17 protein-coding genes and 1 pseudogene are annotated in these 14,737 nt (G+C 66.2%); 10 read left to right on the top strand and 8 right to left on the bottom strand.

The genetic code is table 11. The features are described from left to right. Together J0I79_RS19250 and J0I79_RS19255 are read right to left on the bottom strand one after the other, a co-directional pair. The coding region (locus J0I79_RS19250) for a biotin/lipoyl-binding protein (RefSeq protein ID WP_292862281.1) at positions 1-650 on the bottom strand (650 nt) is incomplete at its 3' end. Next, positions 647-1,372: a CerR family C-terminal domain-containing protein gene (locus J0I79_RS19255; RefSeq protein WP_292862284.1), complete on the bottom strand. Its 726-nt coding sequence runs from the start codon at positions 1,370-1,372 to the stop codon at positions 647-649. The genes J0I79_RS19255 and J0I79_RS19250, both read right to left, overlap by 4 nt. A gap of 91 nt (positions 1,373-1,463) precedes the next feature. Here J0I79_RS19255 and J0I79_RS19260 point away from each other — a divergent pair, with 91 nt between their 5' ends. Further along, positions 1,464-1,937, top strand: coding sequence for a CYTH domain-containing protein (locus J0I79_RS19260; RefSeq protein WP_292862287.1), 474 nt, complete (start codon positions 1,464-1,466; stop codon positions 1,935-1,937). Next, the gene (locus J0I79_RS19265) at positions 1,934-2,875 is read left to right on the top strand and encodes a CHAD domain-containing protein (protein WP_292862290.1); all 942 of its coding nucleotides are present in this window, start codon (positions 1,934-1,936) and stop codon (positions 2,873-2,875) included. The genes J0I79_RS19260 and J0I79_RS19265 overlap by 4 nt, the downstream gene beginning before the upstream one ends. Here J0I79_RS19265 and J0I79_RS19270 read toward each other — a convergent pair whose 3' ends face one another. Continuing rightward, a complete protein-coding gene (locus J0I79_RS19270) occupies positions 2,876-3,739 on the bottom strand; it encodes a LytTR family DNA-binding domain-containing protein (protein WP_292862293.1) in 864 nt (287 codons plus the stop codon). 91 nt (positions 3,740-3,830) lie between these two features. Here J0I79_RS19270 and J0I79_RS19275 point away from each other — a divergent pair, with 91 nt between their 5' ends. Both J0I79_RS19275 and J0I79_RS19280 read left to right on the top strand, forming a co-directional pair. Next, positions 3,831-4,478 (top strand): DUF6622 family protein, encoded by a 648-nt coding sequence (locus J0I79_RS19275; protein ID WP_292862296.1) that lies wholly within the window; start codon positions 3,831-3,833, stop codon positions 4,476-4,478. A gap of 260 nt (positions 4,479-4,738) precedes the next feature. Further along, positions 4,739-5,134 (top strand): hypothetical protein, encoded by a 396-nt coding sequence (locus tag J0I79_RS19280; protein WP_292862299.1) that lies wholly within the window; start codon positions 4,739-4,741, stop codon positions 5,132-5,134. An 83-nt stretch (positions 5,135-5,217) separates the two neighbouring features. Here J0I79_RS19280 and J0I79_RS19285 read toward each other — a convergent pair whose 3' ends face one another. Further along, the gene (locus J0I79_RS19285) at positions 5,218-6,189 is read right to left on the bottom strand and encodes an AraC family transcriptional regulator (RefSeq protein ID WP_292862302.1); all 972 of its coding nucleotides are present in this window, start codon (positions 6,187-6,189) and stop codon (positions 5,218-5,220) included. A 172-nt stretch (positions 6,190-6,361) separates the two neighbouring features. On the opposite strand from J0I79_RS19285, the gene J0I79_RS19290 reads away from it, so the two are divergent. Continuing rightward, on the top strand, positions 6,362-6,508 hold the full coding sequence (locus tag J0I79_RS19290; RefSeq protein ID WP_292862305.1) for a hypothetical protein: 147 nt from the start codon (positions 6,362-6,364) through the stop codon (positions 6,506-6,508). A gap of 8 nt (positions 6,509-6,516) precedes the next feature. Further along, complete coding sequence (locus J0I79_RS19295; protein WP_292862308.1) at positions 6,517-6,861, top strand: hypothetical protein; 345 nt, start codon at positions 6,517-6,519, stop codon at positions 6,859-6,861. A gap of 202 nt (positions 6,862-7,063) precedes the next feature. On the opposite strand, the gene J0I79_RS19300 is transcribed toward J0I79_RS19295, so the two are convergent. Further along, positions 7,064-7,864, bottom strand: coding sequence for a helix-turn-helix transcriptional regulator (locus J0I79_RS19300; protein WP_292862311.1), 801 nt, complete (start codon positions 7,862-7,864; stop codon positions 7,064-7,066). Between the two features lie 114 nt (positions 7,865-7,978). Between J0I79_RS19300 and J0I79_RS19305 the strand changes: the two genes are divergently transcribed. After that, on the top strand, positions 7,979-8,839 hold the full coding sequence (locus J0I79_RS19305; RefSeq protein ID WP_292862314.1) for an ATP/GTP-binding protein: 861 nt from the start codon (positions 7,979-7,981) through the stop codon (positions 8,837-8,839). A 28-nt stretch (positions 8,840-8,867) separates the two neighbouring features. Here the strand turns inward: J0I79_RS19305 and J0I79_RS19310 are convergent, their stop codons facing one another. Next, positions 8,868-9,884 carry a zinc-dependent alcohol dehydrogenase family protein gene (locus tag J0I79_RS19310; protein WP_292862317.1) on the bottom strand — a complete coding sequence of 339 codons (1,017 nt, stop codon included), beginning with the start codon at positions 9,882-9,884 and terminating at the stop codon, positions 8,868-8,870. A gap of 54 nt (positions 9,885-9,938) precedes the next feature. Then, positions 9,939-11,115 (bottom strand): annotated as a pseudogene (locus J0I79_RS19315) (MFS transporter). 131 nt (positions 11,116-11,246) lie between these two features. Here J0I79_RS19315 and J0I79_RS19320 point away from each other — a divergent pair. The 3 genes from J0I79_RS19320 to J0I79_RS19330 all read left to right on the top strand — a co-directional run bounded on the left by J0I79_RS19320 (position 11,247) and on the right by J0I79_RS19330 (position 13,207). Next, positions 11,247-12,143: a LysR family transcriptional regulator gene (locus J0I79_RS19320; RefSeq protein ID WP_292862320.1), complete on the top strand. Its 897-nt coding sequence runs from the start codon at positions 11,247-11,249 to the stop codon at positions 12,141-12,143. A 68-nt stretch (positions 12,144-12,211) separates the two neighbouring features. Further along, positions 12,212-12,592 (top strand): nuclear transport factor 2 family protein, encoded by a 381-nt coding sequence (locus J0I79_RS19325; protein WP_292862323.1) that lies wholly within the window; start codon positions 12,212-12,214, stop codon positions 12,590-12,592. Positions 12,593-12,604: 12 nt separating this feature from the next. Then, positions 12,605-13,207, top strand: coding sequence for a DNA-3-methyladenine glycosylase (locus J0I79_RS19330; RefSeq protein ID WP_292862326.1), 603 nt, complete (start codon positions 12,605-12,607; stop codon positions 13,205-13,207). A gap of 4 nt (positions 13,208-13,211) precedes the next feature. On the opposite strand, the gene J0I79_RS19335 is transcribed toward J0I79_RS19330, so the two are convergent. Then, a complete protein-coding gene (locus tag J0I79_RS19335) occupies positions 13,212-14,702 on the bottom strand; it encodes an MFS transporter (protein ID WP_292862329.1) in 1,491 nt (496 codons plus the stop codon). Positions 14,703-14,737 lie beyond the last annotated feature (35 nt).

Raw genomic sequence — 14,737 nt, forward strand, 5'->3', positions numbered from 1 at the left:
GTCGGGCCCGCCGTGTCGCCGGGATTGCGGATGACGTCGTTGACGCGGCCGGGCGAGGGCGCCGCCAGCGTGCGCTTGGACAGCCGCCACTCGGCCTGCTCCAGCGCGGCCTGCGCCTGCTTGACCTGGTTGTCGGCGGCCTTGATCGTCTCGGGGCGCGCCGGCAGGCCGCCGACGGCGAGATTGGCCTCAGCCTGTCCGACCTGGGCATTTGCCGTCTCCAGCGTCGCCGAGGCGGTGTCGTAGTCGGCCTGCGTTCCGGTACCGCGCTTGAACAGGTCGGCGGCACGGTCGTATTTGCGCTTGGCGTCGTCGGCCTGCGCCTTGGCCATGTCGACCTGCGCTTTCAGGGCGGCGATTTCCTCCGGCCGCTTGCCGACCTGAAGGTCCGCCAGCTGCGCCTGCGCCTGGGCGAGGCTTGCCTGCGCCTGCGCCACCGCGATCCTGGCATCGGCGCTTTCCAGCGTCACCACCGTGGTGCCGGGCGTGACGCGATCGCCGCGCTTGACGGTGACCGTCTCGACCTGCGCCACCTCGATCGGCGCCAGCAGCACATAATCGCCCTCGACATAGCCGACGGCGAGGGGAGCGGCGGGGGCGCAGGCGCCAAAAAGCTGGGCGGCAAGCGGCAGGGAGCAGAGGAAACTCATGATTTCGATCCAATCCGGGGGTTTGACCCTGTCCGGGAGGCCAATATGGCGCTGAGATTGTCCGATGTGACCGCCACCACCTTGGCGGCCTCGGCGGTGCCGATGTCGTGCCAGCCCATGCGGCGCATCACCGCCTCGCGGCCGATGCGGAAATAGATGACCTGGCCAATCAGCGTGAACACGGTGAGCCGGGTGCGTTCGCTCTCGGCCGGCTCGCCGGTCGCCTGTTCCCAGATCATGCACAGCCGGCGATGCGTCGGCTCGAAGACGCCGGAATAGATGCGGTCGAGCGCGGCCGTCGGATGCGACAGCTCGCGCAGCACGAATTGCACGATCTCGCCGGCCTGCGGCTGCGCCACGATGAAGCCTACCATCCGCTCCAGCGCCGCGAAGAGCTGCGCGCGGGCCGTCTCCGCATCGCTTGCCGGCCCGGCCTGCCCGGCGCCGAGTGCCTGGTTGCCGCCCAGTGCCTGGCCGGCAACCGTCTGTATGGTCTCGACGATGTAGTCGGCCGCCGCAGCGCGCAGGCCTTCCTTGCCGCCGAAATGATAGGCGATCGAGCCGATATTGGCCTGCGCCTCGGCGGCGATCTCGCGCGTCGAGGTGCCGTCGAAACCCTGCCGTCCGAACAGCTTCAGCGCCGCCCGCACCAGCGCTGCACGCGTCAGATCCGCAGGCGACGGCTCGCGGCGGGGGCTTTTGGCATCAGGAGGGTTGATCATGCCAATGACTTTAATCAATCGATTGATTAAAGTCAACTTGTGTTCGCGACCGGCTTGCCTTCGCCCGCGGCAACCGCTTTAGTGCGCAGCCATGGGTAAGGAAGTCGAGCGTAAGTTCCTTGTTTCCAGCACCGCATGGCGGGATCTGGTCGAGGCGGATATCCGCATGATCCAGTTCTATCTCGCCACCGCGCCCGGGCGAACCGTCCGCATCCGCATCAGCGACGGCGCATCCGCCAGGCTGACGCTCAAATTCGGCAGCAGTGCGCGAGAGCGCGACGAGTTCGAATATCCGATCCCGCTGGACGAGGCCGTGGAGATGCTGGATTTCGCCATTGGCCGTGTCATCGAGAAGACACGTCACCATGTTAGGCATCGCGGCTATCTCTATGAAGTCGATGTCTTTGGCGGCGCGCTGGCGGGACTTGTGGTGGCCGAGCTCGAGACTCCGGATGATGTTCCGGACGAAATGCTGCCTGACTGGCTCGGCCGGGAAGTTACCGGCGAGCAGAAATTCTACAACGCGTCGCTCGCCCTCGGGGGGATTCCGGAGATCGCCGCATGAGCTTTCGCATCGATCCGCGCCTGCCGCTGACCGGCGAGGTCAGGCGCATCCTTGCCGAGGAAATCGGCAAGGCATTGCTGCATCTGGATGCCGCGCGGACCCGGCCGGACCAGGGGCTGCACAAATGCCGCAAGCGGCTGAAGAGCGCGCGCGCCTTGTTACGCCTGGTTCATTCCGGGGACGAAACATTCTGCGCTACCGAAAACCAGTGTTATCGCAATGTGGCGGCGCTGCTTGCCGGCCCGCGCGAAGCGACCGCGCTGATCGAGACCCTAGACCGGCTCGCAGCGGCTTTTCCCAAGGACAGCGCCGATGGCGGCCTCGATGCTGTGCGCGACCGGCTGATCGCGCGCCAGCATGACCTGCACGAAGGCGCCGGGCTCCAGGCCGCGATCGGCGCGGCGACCAGCGCCTGCGAAGACGGCATGAAGCGCATCGAAAGCCTGGCCTTGCCCGACCAGCCGGAGCAGGCGGCGGACGTGCTGGCCGACGGCGCCCGCGCCACCTTGCGGCGGGCCAGGAAAGCGCTCGACAAGGCCGGCTCGCGCGGCGAAGCCGACGACTTCCACGATCTGCGCAAGGCGGCCAAGACACATGGCATGCACCTGTCGCTGCTCGGCCGGCTCTGGCCGACGCCGATCAAGGCGCGGCGCAAGGCGGTCGACGCGCTGGGCGAGCGGCTCGGCGAGCTGCATGACGTGTTCGTCATGCGTGCACTACTCGAGGCCGACGACGAGCCGCTCGGGCCGCACGAGGATACGAAGCTTCTGGGCAAGCTGCTGAAGCGTTCGGAAAAGAGCCTGAGGAAAGCTTGTCTTGCCGAGGCCGCGGACCTGTTCGGCGACAGCCCGAAGCATCAGACCAAGAAGCTCGCCCGCAAGGCGCGCGACGATCTGGCCGGTCCCACCGGCGAAGCCGGCGCGCCCGTTTCCGGCTGATCAGGCAAGCCCGGCCTTGCGCACCGCGCCGGCATAGGACCGGCTGACCGGAAGCAGGACGTCGTTAGCCAGTTTCAGGAACAGTTTTCCGTCCTTGCGCCGATTGCCGGCGACCGCGTCGAGCGCCACCCAGTGCGATCGGTGGATCTGCACGCCCTTGACATCGCCGACCTCGCGCAGCGCATCGGCAAACCGCATCAGCACCAGCGCCGACCCCTTGTCGGTGTGCACGTCGACATAGTGATCCTGCATGGAGAGATAGCGCAGTTTTCCGCGCGCCGCGTGGGGCAGGCGATCGATCAGGGGCGGCCGCGCCGGCTCAGGTGGCGGTGACGGCTGTGCGGTGGGGACAGGCGGCAGAGCAGCGGTGGCCGGTTCGACCGGCTTCGCGGCCAAGCCTTGAGGGCTCCTGCCGATGGCGACCAGGAACGAGATGGCGACCGCGATCAGGCCGCAATTGACGAACAGCGCTCCGAGGGCGGCGGCCGACGGAAACGGACCGCCGAACAGCAGGTGATTGAACAGCACGACGATCGCCGTCACCGGCGCTCCGGCGACCATGCCGGCGACGACGCTGCGCAGCGGGCGGGAGCCCGTGGAGCCAAACACGACGGCGAGCGTCAGCCGCATCGTGAGATAACCGGCAGTGAAGGTAGCGAAGGCCAATGCCAGCCAGTAGGCGAAGCGGGGCAAGGCATCGAGCTGCTGCAATGTGCCGAAGGGCCCGGTGAGGCCGAGTATCGCCGATACCGCCAGCAGCGCGCCCCAGAAGCGTGGCGAGAGCAGCAAGGCCTGCATTTCGCGAAGCGTGGAATGCAACAGCGCGCCGTTCACGTAGCCATTCGTCCCTTGCCGAAGATGCATTTGAGGCGCCGCCGCCGGCTCCGCATGGTGTTTGCCAACCGCAGCGATACCGCGCTTGCGGAACGCCTTCAACCAAAGATGGAGCCACGCAATGTTTGTTCGCCCCCGCATCCAGACTATCCGCCCGGCCCTCGCAAGCAAAGCGATCCCGCTGCTGTTTGCCGCCGGCCTGTTGCCGTCGCTGGGTGGCACCGCGCAGGCAAAGGACGCTTTCGCCGAGACCGCGGCCCAGATGCCCGGCATGGGCGATATCCTTGCACACACCCCGCTATGGGTTTGGCCCTTGATCGCCTATGGCCTGTTCGTCGGCTGGAACCGCACCCGCGACCGCGTCGTCTCGCCTTGGCGCCTGCTGGTCCTGCCGGTGCTCATTACCGGTCTTGCCTTCCACAATCTCGTCGTCTCCGGCATTTCGGCGGCCGGATTGCTCGGTGTCGCCTGCGGGGCGGTCGCCGGCGCCTTTGCGGGCGCGGCCATGGCACGGCGCAGGCCGGCAAGGCTGCTGGAGGACGGAAGGCTGGCGCTGCAAGGCGACTGGCTGCCGCTGGCGCTGATCGTCGCCATCATCGTCTTCCGCTACGCCAGCGGGGTCGCACTGGGGGTCAATCCCGCTTTGGCGCAGACCCCGACCTTCGACCTGCCCAACGCAATCCTGTCGGGCTTCTTCGCGGCAACGATGATCGCCCGCACAATCGGCACCTTGCCCGTCAATTGGTATCGCCCGGCCTCGGCCCGATAGTCGCGCAAGTGCGGCCGTCGGCAAGATCGACGGCGAGCCGCGCATCAAAATTGCCGTTTGTTGCTTCGTTGGAAATACGGTAATCTCTGTCGCAAGCAAGTTGCTCCTGCGGATCCGCCCCGTCATCTGACGGCATTCCTTGTCATGGTGCGTCCTATACTGGGTCGATGCCAGCTGGCTGAGCTTCCTGCCGACAGCATCTGCTTGACGTCACGCTTCTTATATTTTCCGAACTTGTCGAAACCGGGCTGGAGGGGAATATGAAACGGATGAACCTGTGCCTTCTCGTGGCGGGTCTTGCCGCCGTCATGCCGGCAGGCGCGGCCCAGGCCGCAAGCCGGACATGCACGATCTACCAAAACCGGGATTTCGGCGGCTCTCATTGGACGCTGGGGAGCGGCGACGACATGAAAATGATCAATCCGCCCGATGTCGGCGTATCGGACGGCATTCATCGCTTCATCTACGATCGGTCATGGAACGACCAGGTCTCATCGTTCAAGGTCGCGCCAGGCTGCACCATCACGCTTTGGGAGCATGTGGATCGTGGCGGCCATCATTTTCGCTCCAACAGAAGCTATTCCTATGTCGGCAGCGCCTGGAACGATCGGGCGAGCGAGGCGGAATGCGATTGCGGCGGCGGCGCCAACTACTGACGGCGGGTTTCCCAAGGGCTCGACGATCCGCCCGCGATGACGCTGCGCGGGCCGTCGACAGCGCAATCAGGGATGTCTGAGGGTCAGCGCCGGCGGCCCCCGGAGCGCACGTCCGAGGGCGTGGCGTCGTAGCGGCGGCGGAACGCGCGGTTGAAATACGACAGATCGTTGAAGCCGGCCTCGAAGGCGATGGCGGTGATACTGCGCCCGGCGTGGAGCGGATCGGTGAGCATGCGGTGCGCGCGCACCAGCCGCTGGTTCATCATAAAGTCGATCAGGGACGCGCCCTCCCTTTCGAACAGCTTGCGCACATAGCGGTCGGACAAGCCGTGGCGCGCGGCCACGTCCTGCGCCGACAGGCCGACATGGCCGCCATGGGTGACGATATCGGCCTTGATGGCGCGCAGCCGGGCAACGCCGACGCCGCGCCCGCGCGCGATTTCAGCCGCGTCCCTTGTCGCTCCCATGGCCAGGGCGGCAAGGTCGAAAATATGGGTCGAGGCCACGTGCCAGACCTCGGCGGACAGCTCGTCACCGACCTGCTGGATCGACTGGACATAATCGAGCAGCAGTCGCATCGCCCCGGTTCGCGTCGGCAATGGCCGCATCAAGATCGCGGCTTCATCGCCGATCAGCGGCGACAGCTGCTTGCGCGAGAAACTGATGTTGACGAAGCGAAAGCCGCCGGGACCGATCAGGTTGAGGCCGACCTCCTCGCCGCTCATCAACAGCGCCTGTCCGTTGTCGACCTCCTCCTCGCGGCCGCGATGCTTCATCCGGCTGCCGCCATCGAGGGCGGCGAGAAGAACGAGGTCGTCGCTGTCGATCAGCGATGTCGTGTGGTGAACCCGGAACTCCGAGGAATAGCCGGTCGCGATACCGAGACCCGGCAGCGCGCGCACCTGCATATCGATCAGCGCCGGCGCCAGCGGGTCGAGATCGACCTTCAGGACCGTGCGCCCATAAACCTCGCGCGTAATCTCGACGCGATCCCGCTCGGGAAACGTCTCCGTCGTCAATCTGAACGAGGCTGACGGCCCCTTCGTCGCAGTCATCGGCACCCCCATGCCAGGAGCGCGGTCATATGCGATGCGGCCCGCAAAACGTCAATACAGGGCCGTTCCGGGCGTTTTGAGGGCCGTTCTGTCCAAGTTGGCTCCCTCCGATGCCCCTAGGTTGCGGCGCAGTTGCGATCGGGAGCCGCGGCGGCGGTGATTGAGGGGTTCGATGTTTCGCATGCAATTGCTGGAAGCGCTGTCCGAGCTGGCTTCGGCCGGCTTCAACGCGCGGGTCTATCTGCTGTCGACCGCATTGGGCCACGCGGCGACGGACAATCACGGCCGCAAGCAACCAGTTCGCAAGGCTCGACCGTGAGAGCCGGCATGCGAACGGCAATCCTCCTGGCGCTGACCATCGCACTGGCAGCCTGCCAGACAGGTCAGGCTGACAAGAACGCATCCCAGGTCTCAAGCACGACCGGCGGCGAGAAGGTTCGAAACAAACCGACAAAGGAAACGGCCTGCGCCGAAGCCGCCAAAAAAGCGGCGCAGGCGCAGACCAATGCGGCCCTGCTCGGCGGCGTGCTGTCGATGGCGGGGGGCCTTGGCGGCCTGGCTGGCAATGGTGGGGTCATTGCCGGTCAGGCCGCCTCGATCGGCGGCTCCGTGCTGCAGTCGCAGGCGGCCGGCAAGGCGCAGGCCGGCGTCGCCGAGACCTGTTATGGCTGACCGTGCGTCGAACGGGACCCTGATCCGGGCTCTCGCGAGGACGCGTCACCGGCGGAACCCGGCCCCACGGCGCGCCAGGATATGGCGTCACCGCCGTGGCGGGCCGACGATCATGGCCATCTGCCTGCTGGCATCCGGCTGCGGTTAACCGACCGGCGTGCCGCCGCCGATCATCGGCATTGTCGCCGGACGGCTGGTCCGGTCAGGCCGGCAGCGGGCGGCGGCGCATCGCCGCGTCCGGTGTGGCCGGCCTGGCGCCGGCATCGCGCGGGTGCGGACCGATCGGCATGATCGCCTGAAACGGGGTCGCCCCGAAGGCAAACGTCCATTTGAAGCCGACCAGCCCATCCTCCGGCGTGGTGTGCTGGTCGTGATGCGCCAGCAGCCTGACGCGATCGGCCAGGTCCTCGGCCTCGCGCCGCACCATCTGCGCGGTCTCCGGTCGCATGCGCCTGGAGAAGCTGACGAAGGTCGCCTCCTTCTCGATATGGGTGATGGCCCAGCCGACGAAATTCTTGTTGGTCATCTCGAACAGTGGCCTGAGCGGTCCTTCGAAATTCCACTGGATCGGCGTCTCGACCAGCAATTTCGCCGACAGGCCGCGCCCGATCGCGATCAACCCCAGTTCCTCGAGGTCGCGCAGGTAGAGAAACATCGAGGCCTCGCTCAGGCCATGCGAGCGCATGATGCCCTCGGGCGTGAATTTTTCCGACAGCATGACGAAGACAAACAGCAGCGCCGGCCGGCCAGCGAGCCGGCGCTCGATTTCGGGCGCGATGTGATTGACCGGGCCCGGCCCCCTGTTCATCGAGCCAAGCACGTTTTCCAGTTCGACGCCGGCGGCGGCGCAGATCTCCACCAACCGGTCGAGCTTGCAGTTCTTTTCGTGGAAGATGCGCTTCACGGTCGGCTCGGAAACACCCATGCGCTCGGCAAGCTCGCGATAGGTGACGCCCTTCGCCTTCAGCGTCCGCTTCAGCGCCTCGAAGATCGGGCCATTCATGACATGCACCTCTTGCCGGCAGTTTCGTATCGATATCCGATACTAGAGGTAATCAGCCTTCCCGAGAAGTATCGGAAATCATAGCTCTTCCGCCGGCATCACAGGAGAACAGCCATGAAACGTTTCACCCCCTCGGCCTTCATCGCCGCCATCGCCATCGCGGCGACAGGTCCTGCCCAGGCCAGCGAACTCTGGCGCGCGACCGGCCTCGAGCAACCGGAATCGGCGTTGTTCGACGCCGCCAACAACCGCATCATCGTCTCCAACATCGTCGGCAATCCGGGCGACGTGGATGGCAACGGCTACCTCAGTGTGCTGTCGCTCGGTGGCAAGACGCTGACACAGCACTGGACTGACGGAATGGACGCCCCCAAGGGCATGGCGATATCGGGCGGCAAGCTCTACGTCGCCGACATCACCAAGGTCCGAGTCGTCGATCTCGCCAGCGGCAAGCTCGTCGCCAGCATCGCGGTGCCCAATGCCGTCTTCCTCAACGACATGACATCGGACGCCTCAGGCAAGGTCTATGTCAGCGACATGCTGGCCGACACGATCTACCGCATCGACGGCGACACGCCGGAACTGTTCGTGAGGGATCCGCTGCTGGCTTCGCCCAACGGCGTCTTCGCCGATGGCGACCGGCTGATCGTCGCTTCCTGGGGCAAAGGCATCAAGCCCGACTTCAGCACGGCAGAACCCGGCGGACTGCTGTCGGTCGACCTCGCCAGCAAGGCGGTGACGCCGCTGCCGGGCGCGCAGAAATTCGCTGACCTCGACGGGGTCATCGCCATTGGCGACACCATCTATGCGACGGCCTACATGACTGGCACGCTCTACCGCTACCGCACCGGCGGCACGCCGGAAGCGGTGGCGCATTTCAAGCCAGGCAGCGCCGACATCGGCACCGACGGCACGTCGATCCTCTATGTGCCGCTGATGAACGAGGGCGAAGTGGCGGCGCTGAAGCTCGACTGAGCACCGCTAACATCGCGCGCGGTGGCGGTTACACCCGCAGCAGCGTCTTGATGGCGCGGCGCTCGTCCATGGCCTTGTAGCCTTTCGCCACCTGTTCCAGCGGCAGGACAAGGTCGAACACCTTGCCGGGATTGATCCTGCCCTCGGTGACGAGGCCGATCAGCTCTGGCAGGTAGCGACGTACGGGCGCCGGGCCACCGTGCAGATGCACATGGGCGAAGAACAGCTGCTGGCCGTCCAGCCGCACCTGGTGCGGGACGCCGACATAGGAGACATAGCCGCCCCGGCGGGCCGAACCGATCGCCTGCTGCATGGATTCCTGGGTGCCGACGCATTCGAGCACCGAATCCGCGCCGATGCCCCCGGTCATGTCCAGGATGCGGGCGACACCCTCCTCGCCGCGCTCGGTGACGATATCGGTGGCGCCGAATTCCAGCGCGAGCTTCTGGCGCTGCTCGTGCCGGCTCATGACGATGATGCGTTCGGCGCCCATCTGCCTGGCGGAGAGCGCAGCGAGCAGACCGACCGCTCCGTCGCCGACGACCGCAACCGTCGAGCCTGCCCTGACATTGGCCGCATCAGCGGCGAACCAGCCGGTGCCAAGCACGTCCGAAGTGGCGAGAAAGCTTGGCACCATGTCGGCGGGGGGCTGTTCCGGCAGTGCCACCAGCGTGCCGTCGGCCAGTGGCACGCGCAGGAACGGCGCCTGGGCGCCGCTCATGAATGTGCGGTGCTGGCAGGACGACTGGTAACCGTTGCGGCAATTGGGACAGGTGTTGTCGGAGGTCGCGAACGACCCGACCACGAACTGGCCGGGGCGGATCGCACGGACCTCGCTGCCGACCTCCTCGACGATGCCGCAATACTCGTGGCCCATATGGGTGGGGGCGCCGACCGGCTGCAGGCCGCGATAGGGCCACAGGTCCGAGCCGCAGACGCAGGTCGCCGACAGCCGCACGATGGCGTCGGTCGGCAGCAGGATTTCGGGATCGGCCACTTCCTCGCAACGGATGTCGCCGGGACTGTAGAGAACGGTGCCTCGCATGGGATGTCTCCTATGAGTTGCCGCTGTGATGCGCGGCGTGGAATGGATTTCGTCTCACGCCCGGTGGCTCGCCCGCAGCGCGTTCGCCGCAGCGACGGCGAAGAGCGTCGAGCCTGTCAGAAGCAGGGCGGCCAGCGCGAACGGTGTCGAACAGCAGGCCGCCGGCGAATGCACCGAAAGTGATGGCGAACTGGATCAGCGCCACCTGCAATCCGCCGCCTGCCTCGAGATCGCTGGGAATCACCCTGGTCATCCAGGTGTTCCAGGCCACGGGAACAGGCGTGGTGAACAATCCCCACAGCAGCAACAGGACGGTTGTCGCGGCGGCGAAAGGACCAAGCGCGATCAACAGCAGCGCGATGGTCGCCAACGCGGCCGGCAGGCCGATCAATACGGCGCCCAGTTGCCTGCGCAGGACAAAGCCGACCAGCGACGTGCCGACGAGGCCAGCCAGCCCGAGGCCGAACAGGACCATCGACAGCGCGGTCACATCGAGGCCGGTGATGCCTTCGAGGAAGGGGCGCAGGTAGGTGGAGAGCGAGAACTGCCCCATGAAGGCGAGCGTGGTGGCCGCCATGCCGATTGCGAATGCGCGGTTGGAGAGCAGGCCGAACATGCGGCCGGCCGAGGCAGCTTGTCCGGCGGGCATGCGGGGAAGGACCGCGAGTTGCCAGACGATGGCGGCAAGCCCGATCGGCACGACGATGAAGAAGGCGCCACGCCACCCGATCAGGGCGCCGAGAAAACTCCCGAGCGGCGCGGCGATGACCGTGGCGAACGCGGTCCCGCCCTGCAGCATGGCGATCGCCCTGGGCAGGTCGCGGCGCGAGACGATGCGGGCGAGGATGGCGGTGGACAATGACCAGAAGCCGCCGACCGACACGCCGATGAGCGCACGGCCGAGCATGAAGACCAGGTAGTTCGGCGCGAAGGTGATCGCCAGGCCGGAGATTACGAGGATGGCTGTATAGACCAGAACCACCATCCGCCGGTCCAGCTTCGCAAGCAGCGCGTTGCCGAACAGGCTGGCGGCGACGGCGAAGAATCCCGAGATGGAAATCGCCTGGCCGGCCTGCCCCTCGGTGATGGCCAGTTCGGTGGCGATGGGCGTCAGCAGGCTGACCGGCATGAACTCCGATGCCACCAGCACGAAGGTGAGCAGCGAAAGGCAGGTCACCGCGCCCCAGGCGCCGGGCGCTTCGACCAGTTGGCTGTCATAGGTGGTTTCCACGCGTCCTGGCCCGCCCGGCGGGGGCCCTCCAACGATTTCGTTGGCGGCTATGTAGACCGTCCGGACTGCTGCGATTAGCCGTTGCAATTCACATGGACTTATTCATTCTTGATATGAATGGGATCGAGGTGATGAATCGCGACGACCTGAACGACATGCTCTGGTTCCTGGCCGTGGCCGAGGAACGCTCCTTCACCAAGGCGGCGGCGAAGCTCGGAACCTCGCAGCCGACGCTCAGCCATACCATCAAGCAGCTCGAGGCGCGGCTCGGGCTGCGGCTGCTGACCCGGACCACGCGCAGCGTGGCGCCGACGGAAGCGGGGGAGCGGCGGCTCAATGCCTTGTCGCCGCGCATCGAGGATATCGAGAGCGATATCGATGCGCTGATGGCGTTTCGCGACAAGCCTTCCGGCACGGTGCGGATCACGCTCTCCGATCATGCGCTGGACTGGGCCGTCTGGCCGAAGCTGAAGCCGATTCTGTTGCGCTATCGCGACATCCGCGTCGAACTCAACATCGACAACGGCTTCCGCAACATCGTCGAGGAACGGTTCGACGCCGGCGTGCGGCTGGGCGAGAGCGTCGACAAGGATATGATCGCCGTCCGCATCAGCCCGGATTGGCGGCTGGTCGTCGTCGCCTCCCCGGCCTACCTCACCCGTCATCCGGCGCCCAGCACGCCGCAGGATCTCGTCCGGCACGACTGCATCAACCATCGCCAGTCGCGGGCCGGCGGCCTTTACGCCTGGGAATTCGCCCGAGACGGGCGGGAGCTCAGGGTGCGCGTCGACGGACAGCTGACCTTCAATTCGACGATCCCGATGATCGACGCCGCCGTGAGCGGGCTAGGCATCGCCTACGTTCCGGAGAATATGGCGGCCGGCGCGGTCAAGGCCGGGCACCTGGTGCCGTTGCTCGACGAATGGTGTCCGCTGTTTTCCGGCTACTACCTCTATTATCCGACCCGGCGGCAGAACTCGCCGGCTTTCACGGTAATCGTCGAGGCGCTGCGCCACACGGGGGCCTAGGGCTGGAAGGTCGGGGAGCGGCCGGCTTATGATGCGCGGCATCACGCACGATAGCGACGGAGTTCGACATGGAAGACCACGAGATCCGGGCCGCCCTGGATCGCCACTGGGCTGCTTCCGAGGCCGGCGACTTCGAGGTCGAGCACGACATCTACCGGGAGGACGCCGTGCTCGATTATCCGCAATCGGGCGAGCGCATCCGCGGGCGGCGCGACATCCAGGCGTCGCGCGTCGCGCAGCCGAACCGCAAGCGCTTCACGGTGCGCCGCATCACCGGCGCGGGCAGCCTCTGGGTGACGGAATATATCCTGGCCTATGACGGGCGGCCGTCCTTCACCGTCAGCATCATGGAGTTCCGCGATGGCAAGGTGGCCCACGAGACCCAGTATTTCGCCGACCCGTTCGAGCCCGGACCCTCGCGGGCGCAATGGGTCGAGCGGATGCCATGAGGCTTCGCGCCCATGAGCACGCCGCGCCGCCCGCTCGCCCGTTCCGAACTGCCCGATGATACGGCCGCGCTTGCCCGCTACCTCATCGGCAGGCTGGTGGTGCGCGAACTGCCGGAAGGTATCCTGAGCGGCCGCATCGTCGAGACCGAGGCCTATGTCGTCGGCGACGCCGCCGGGCATGGTTTCAGGGGCATGACGGCGCGCAACCGCTCGCTGTTCCTCGGGCCGGGGCATGCCTACGTCTACCTCGCCTACGGCACGTCCTTCATGCTCAATGTCTCGAGCGAAGCGCCCGGTGTCGGCACCGGTGTTCTGATCCGGGCGCTGGAGCCGCTCGACGGCATCGCGATCATGCGGCTGAACCGTGGCGTCGAACGCTTGCGCGACCTGGCGCGGGGGCCCGGACGGCTGGCAGCGGCATTGCGCATCGATCGCTCGCTCGACGGGCTCGATCTCTGCCGCGAAGGCCCGATCTGGCTGGCCGATGACGGCCACGACGCCGGCGCGGTCGGAGAGAGCATCAGGATCGGCATCACCAAGGATGCCGACCGGCTGCTGCGCTTCTATGCCAGGGGAAGCGCCTTCGTCAGCGGCCCGAGATCGCTCAACCGATAGGCCGTCAGTGGACGCCAGTCGAGGAGCCGGAAATGCTCTTCAACGCCACGAAAACCGCGACAGTGAGAGCCGCTGTCAGAATGGCGACGATGAGCAGGACGCTGTCGTGAGCCGCGACGAACGAATCCCTCGCCAGCGCCGCGATCCGGCCGCCGGTGTCGCCGCCCAGTCTGTGGGCTTCCGCCATTGCCTCGCCGATAGAGTTCCAGGCCCCCGAACCCGACGGCGCATGGTCTGAATAGGCCGAGCGGAAGACCGAATTCACGAGCACGCCGAATCCGGTCACGCCCAGACCGCCACCAAGCTCATATCCCGTGCTCTCGAGCGCGCCGGCCGCGCCGGCCTTCTCCTTCGGCGCGCTGCCCATGATCGCGATCGACGATGCCAGCAGTCCGACACCCAGGGAAAAGCCCAGCGTCGCCAGAAAAGTCGCCACAAGGACATAGTCACGGCCGAAGTCGACGAACGACAGGCCCGTCAGCGACAAGGCGGCCGAAGCCATGGAGATCGAGGCGACCGCGCGCAGGCCGAACCGCGCCGCCAGTTTTCCGCCCACCGGGCCGCCCACGGCCGCCGCCGCGACGAGCGGCAGCATGAAGATGCCCGCCTGCAAGGGGCTCCTGCCCATGACGAACTGGAGCTCCTGCGCAAGGACGAGTTCGAACCCCGCCAGCGAGCCGCTGACCACGAATGCCATCAGCAGCCCGACGCCAATGGCCGGCATTCTCAGCAGCGAAAGGTCGAGCATCGGGGTCGCCGATTTCGCCTGTATGCGGCCGAACCAGGCAAGAAGAAGCACGCCGGGCACGAAGGAAGCGATGAAGGCGGCGTTCAATCCGGCCTTGAAGCCGGTCTTGACGCCGTAGACGGCCAGGATGAGGCCGGCGATCAGCAGGATCGCCTGCCCCGGCTTCCAGACTGCATCCGCGCGACCCGGAGCCGACGGGACCAGCATCCACACCATCGGAATGACGGCGAGCATGACAGGCACGTTGACCAGGAACACCGAACCCCACCAGAAATGCTCCAGCAGGACACCACCCGCCAGCGGCCCGATGGCGGCGCCGGCCATGCCGACGACGCTCCAGATGCCGAGCGCCGTCGCGCGTTCCGCATCGTCGTCGAAGGCCTGACGGATGAGCGCGAGCACGTTGGGCATGATCATCGCCGATCCAATGCCCAACGCCGCGCGTGAGGCGATCAGGGCAGAAGCGGTCGGCGAGAAAGCGGCGGCGGTCGATGCCACGGTGAAGATCGCGAGGCCGACGAGCAGCATGCGGCGATATCCGACGCGGTCGGCCAATGTTCCCATCGGCACAAGCAATCCAGCCATCACCAGCGGATAGATATCGATGATCCAGAGCACCTCGTTGCCCGTGGCGCCGAGCGCCAGGGTCAATGAGGGCACCGCCACATGCAGAATCGTCATGTCGATGACAACGGGAGTGAATGCCAGCATAACGGCCACGAGGACCAGCCAGGGATTGTAACGCATATGAATCTGCCGGGATTTCCAAACGATCGTTCTGA

This window comes from Mesorhizobium sp. (genome assembly GCF_017306585.1).
Lineage (GTDB): Bacteria > Pseudomonadota > Alphaproteobacteria > Rhizobiales > Rhizobiaceae > Mesorhizobium.

What these genes read in the sequence shown, in the direction of transcription:
- J0I79_RS19290 (WP_292862305.1), top strand. Translation starts at nt 6,362, where the DNA reads ATGTTTCGCATGCAATTGCTGGAAGCGCTGTCCGAGCTGGCTTCGGCC.
- J0I79_RS19265 (WP_292862290.1), top strand. Translation starts at nt 1,934, where the DNA reads ATGAGCTTTCGCATCGATCCGCGCCTGCCGCTGACCGGCGAGGTCAGG.
- J0I79_RS19275 (WP_292862296.1), top strand. Translation starts at nt 3,831, where the DNA reads ATGTTTGTTCGCCCCCGCATCCAGACTATCCGCCCGGCCCTCGCAAGC.
- J0I79_RS19295 (WP_292862308.1), top strand. Translation starts at nt 6,517, where the DNA reads ATGCGAACGGCAATCCTCCTGGCGCTGACCATCGCACTGGCAGCCTGC.
- J0I79_RS19310 (WP_292862317.1), bottom strand. Translation starts at nt 9,884, where the DNA reads ATGCGAGGCACCGTTCTCTACAGTCCCGGCGACATCCGTTGCGAGGAA.
- J0I79_RS19300 (WP_292862311.1), bottom strand. Translation starts at nt 7,864, where the DNA reads ATGAATGGCCCGATCTTCGAGGCGCTGAAGCGGACGCTGAAGGCGAAG.
- J0I79_RS19335 (WP_292862329.1), bottom strand. Translation starts at nt 14,702, where the DNA reads ATGCGTTACAATCCCTGGCTGGTCCTCGTGGCCGTTATGCTGGCATTC.
- J0I79_RS19320 (WP_292862320.1), top strand. Translation starts at nt 11,247, where the DNA reads ATGAATCGCGACGACCTGAACGACATGCTCTGGTTCCTGGCCGTGGCC.
- J0I79_RS19285 (WP_292862302.1), bottom strand. Translation starts at nt 6,189, where the DNA reads ATGACTGCGACGAAGGGGCCGTCAGCCTCGTTCAGATTGACGACGGAG.
- J0I79_RS19280 (WP_292862299.1), top strand. Translation starts at nt 4,739, where the DNA reads ATGAAACGGATGAACCTGTGCCTTCTCGTGGCGGGTCTTGCCGCCGTC.
- J0I79_RS19260 (WP_292862287.1), top strand. Translation starts at nt 1,464, where the DNA reads ATGGGTAAGGAAGTCGAGCGTAAGTTCCTTGTTTCCAGCACCGCATGG.
- J0I79_RS19270 (WP_292862293.1), bottom strand. Translation starts at nt 3,739, where the DNA reads ATGCATCTTCGGCAAGGGACGAATGGCTACGTGAACGGCGCGCTGTTG.
- J0I79_RS19255 (WP_292862284.1), bottom strand. Translation starts at nt 1,372, where the DNA reads ATGATCAACCCTCCTGATGCCAAAAGCCCCCGCCGCGAGCCGTCGCCT.
- J0I79_RS19325 (WP_292862323.1), top strand. Translation starts at nt 12,212, where the DNA reads ATGGAAGACCACGAGATCCGGGCCGCCCTGGATCGCCACTGGGCTGCT.
- J0I79_RS19330 (WP_292862326.1), top strand. Translation starts at nt 12,605, where the DNA reads ATGAGCACGCCGCGCCGCCCGCTCGCCCGTTCCGAACTGCCCGATGAT.
- J0I79_RS19305 (WP_292862314.1), top strand. Translation starts at nt 7,979, where the DNA reads ATGAAACGTTTCACCCCCTCGGCCTTCATCGCCGCCATCGCCATCGCG.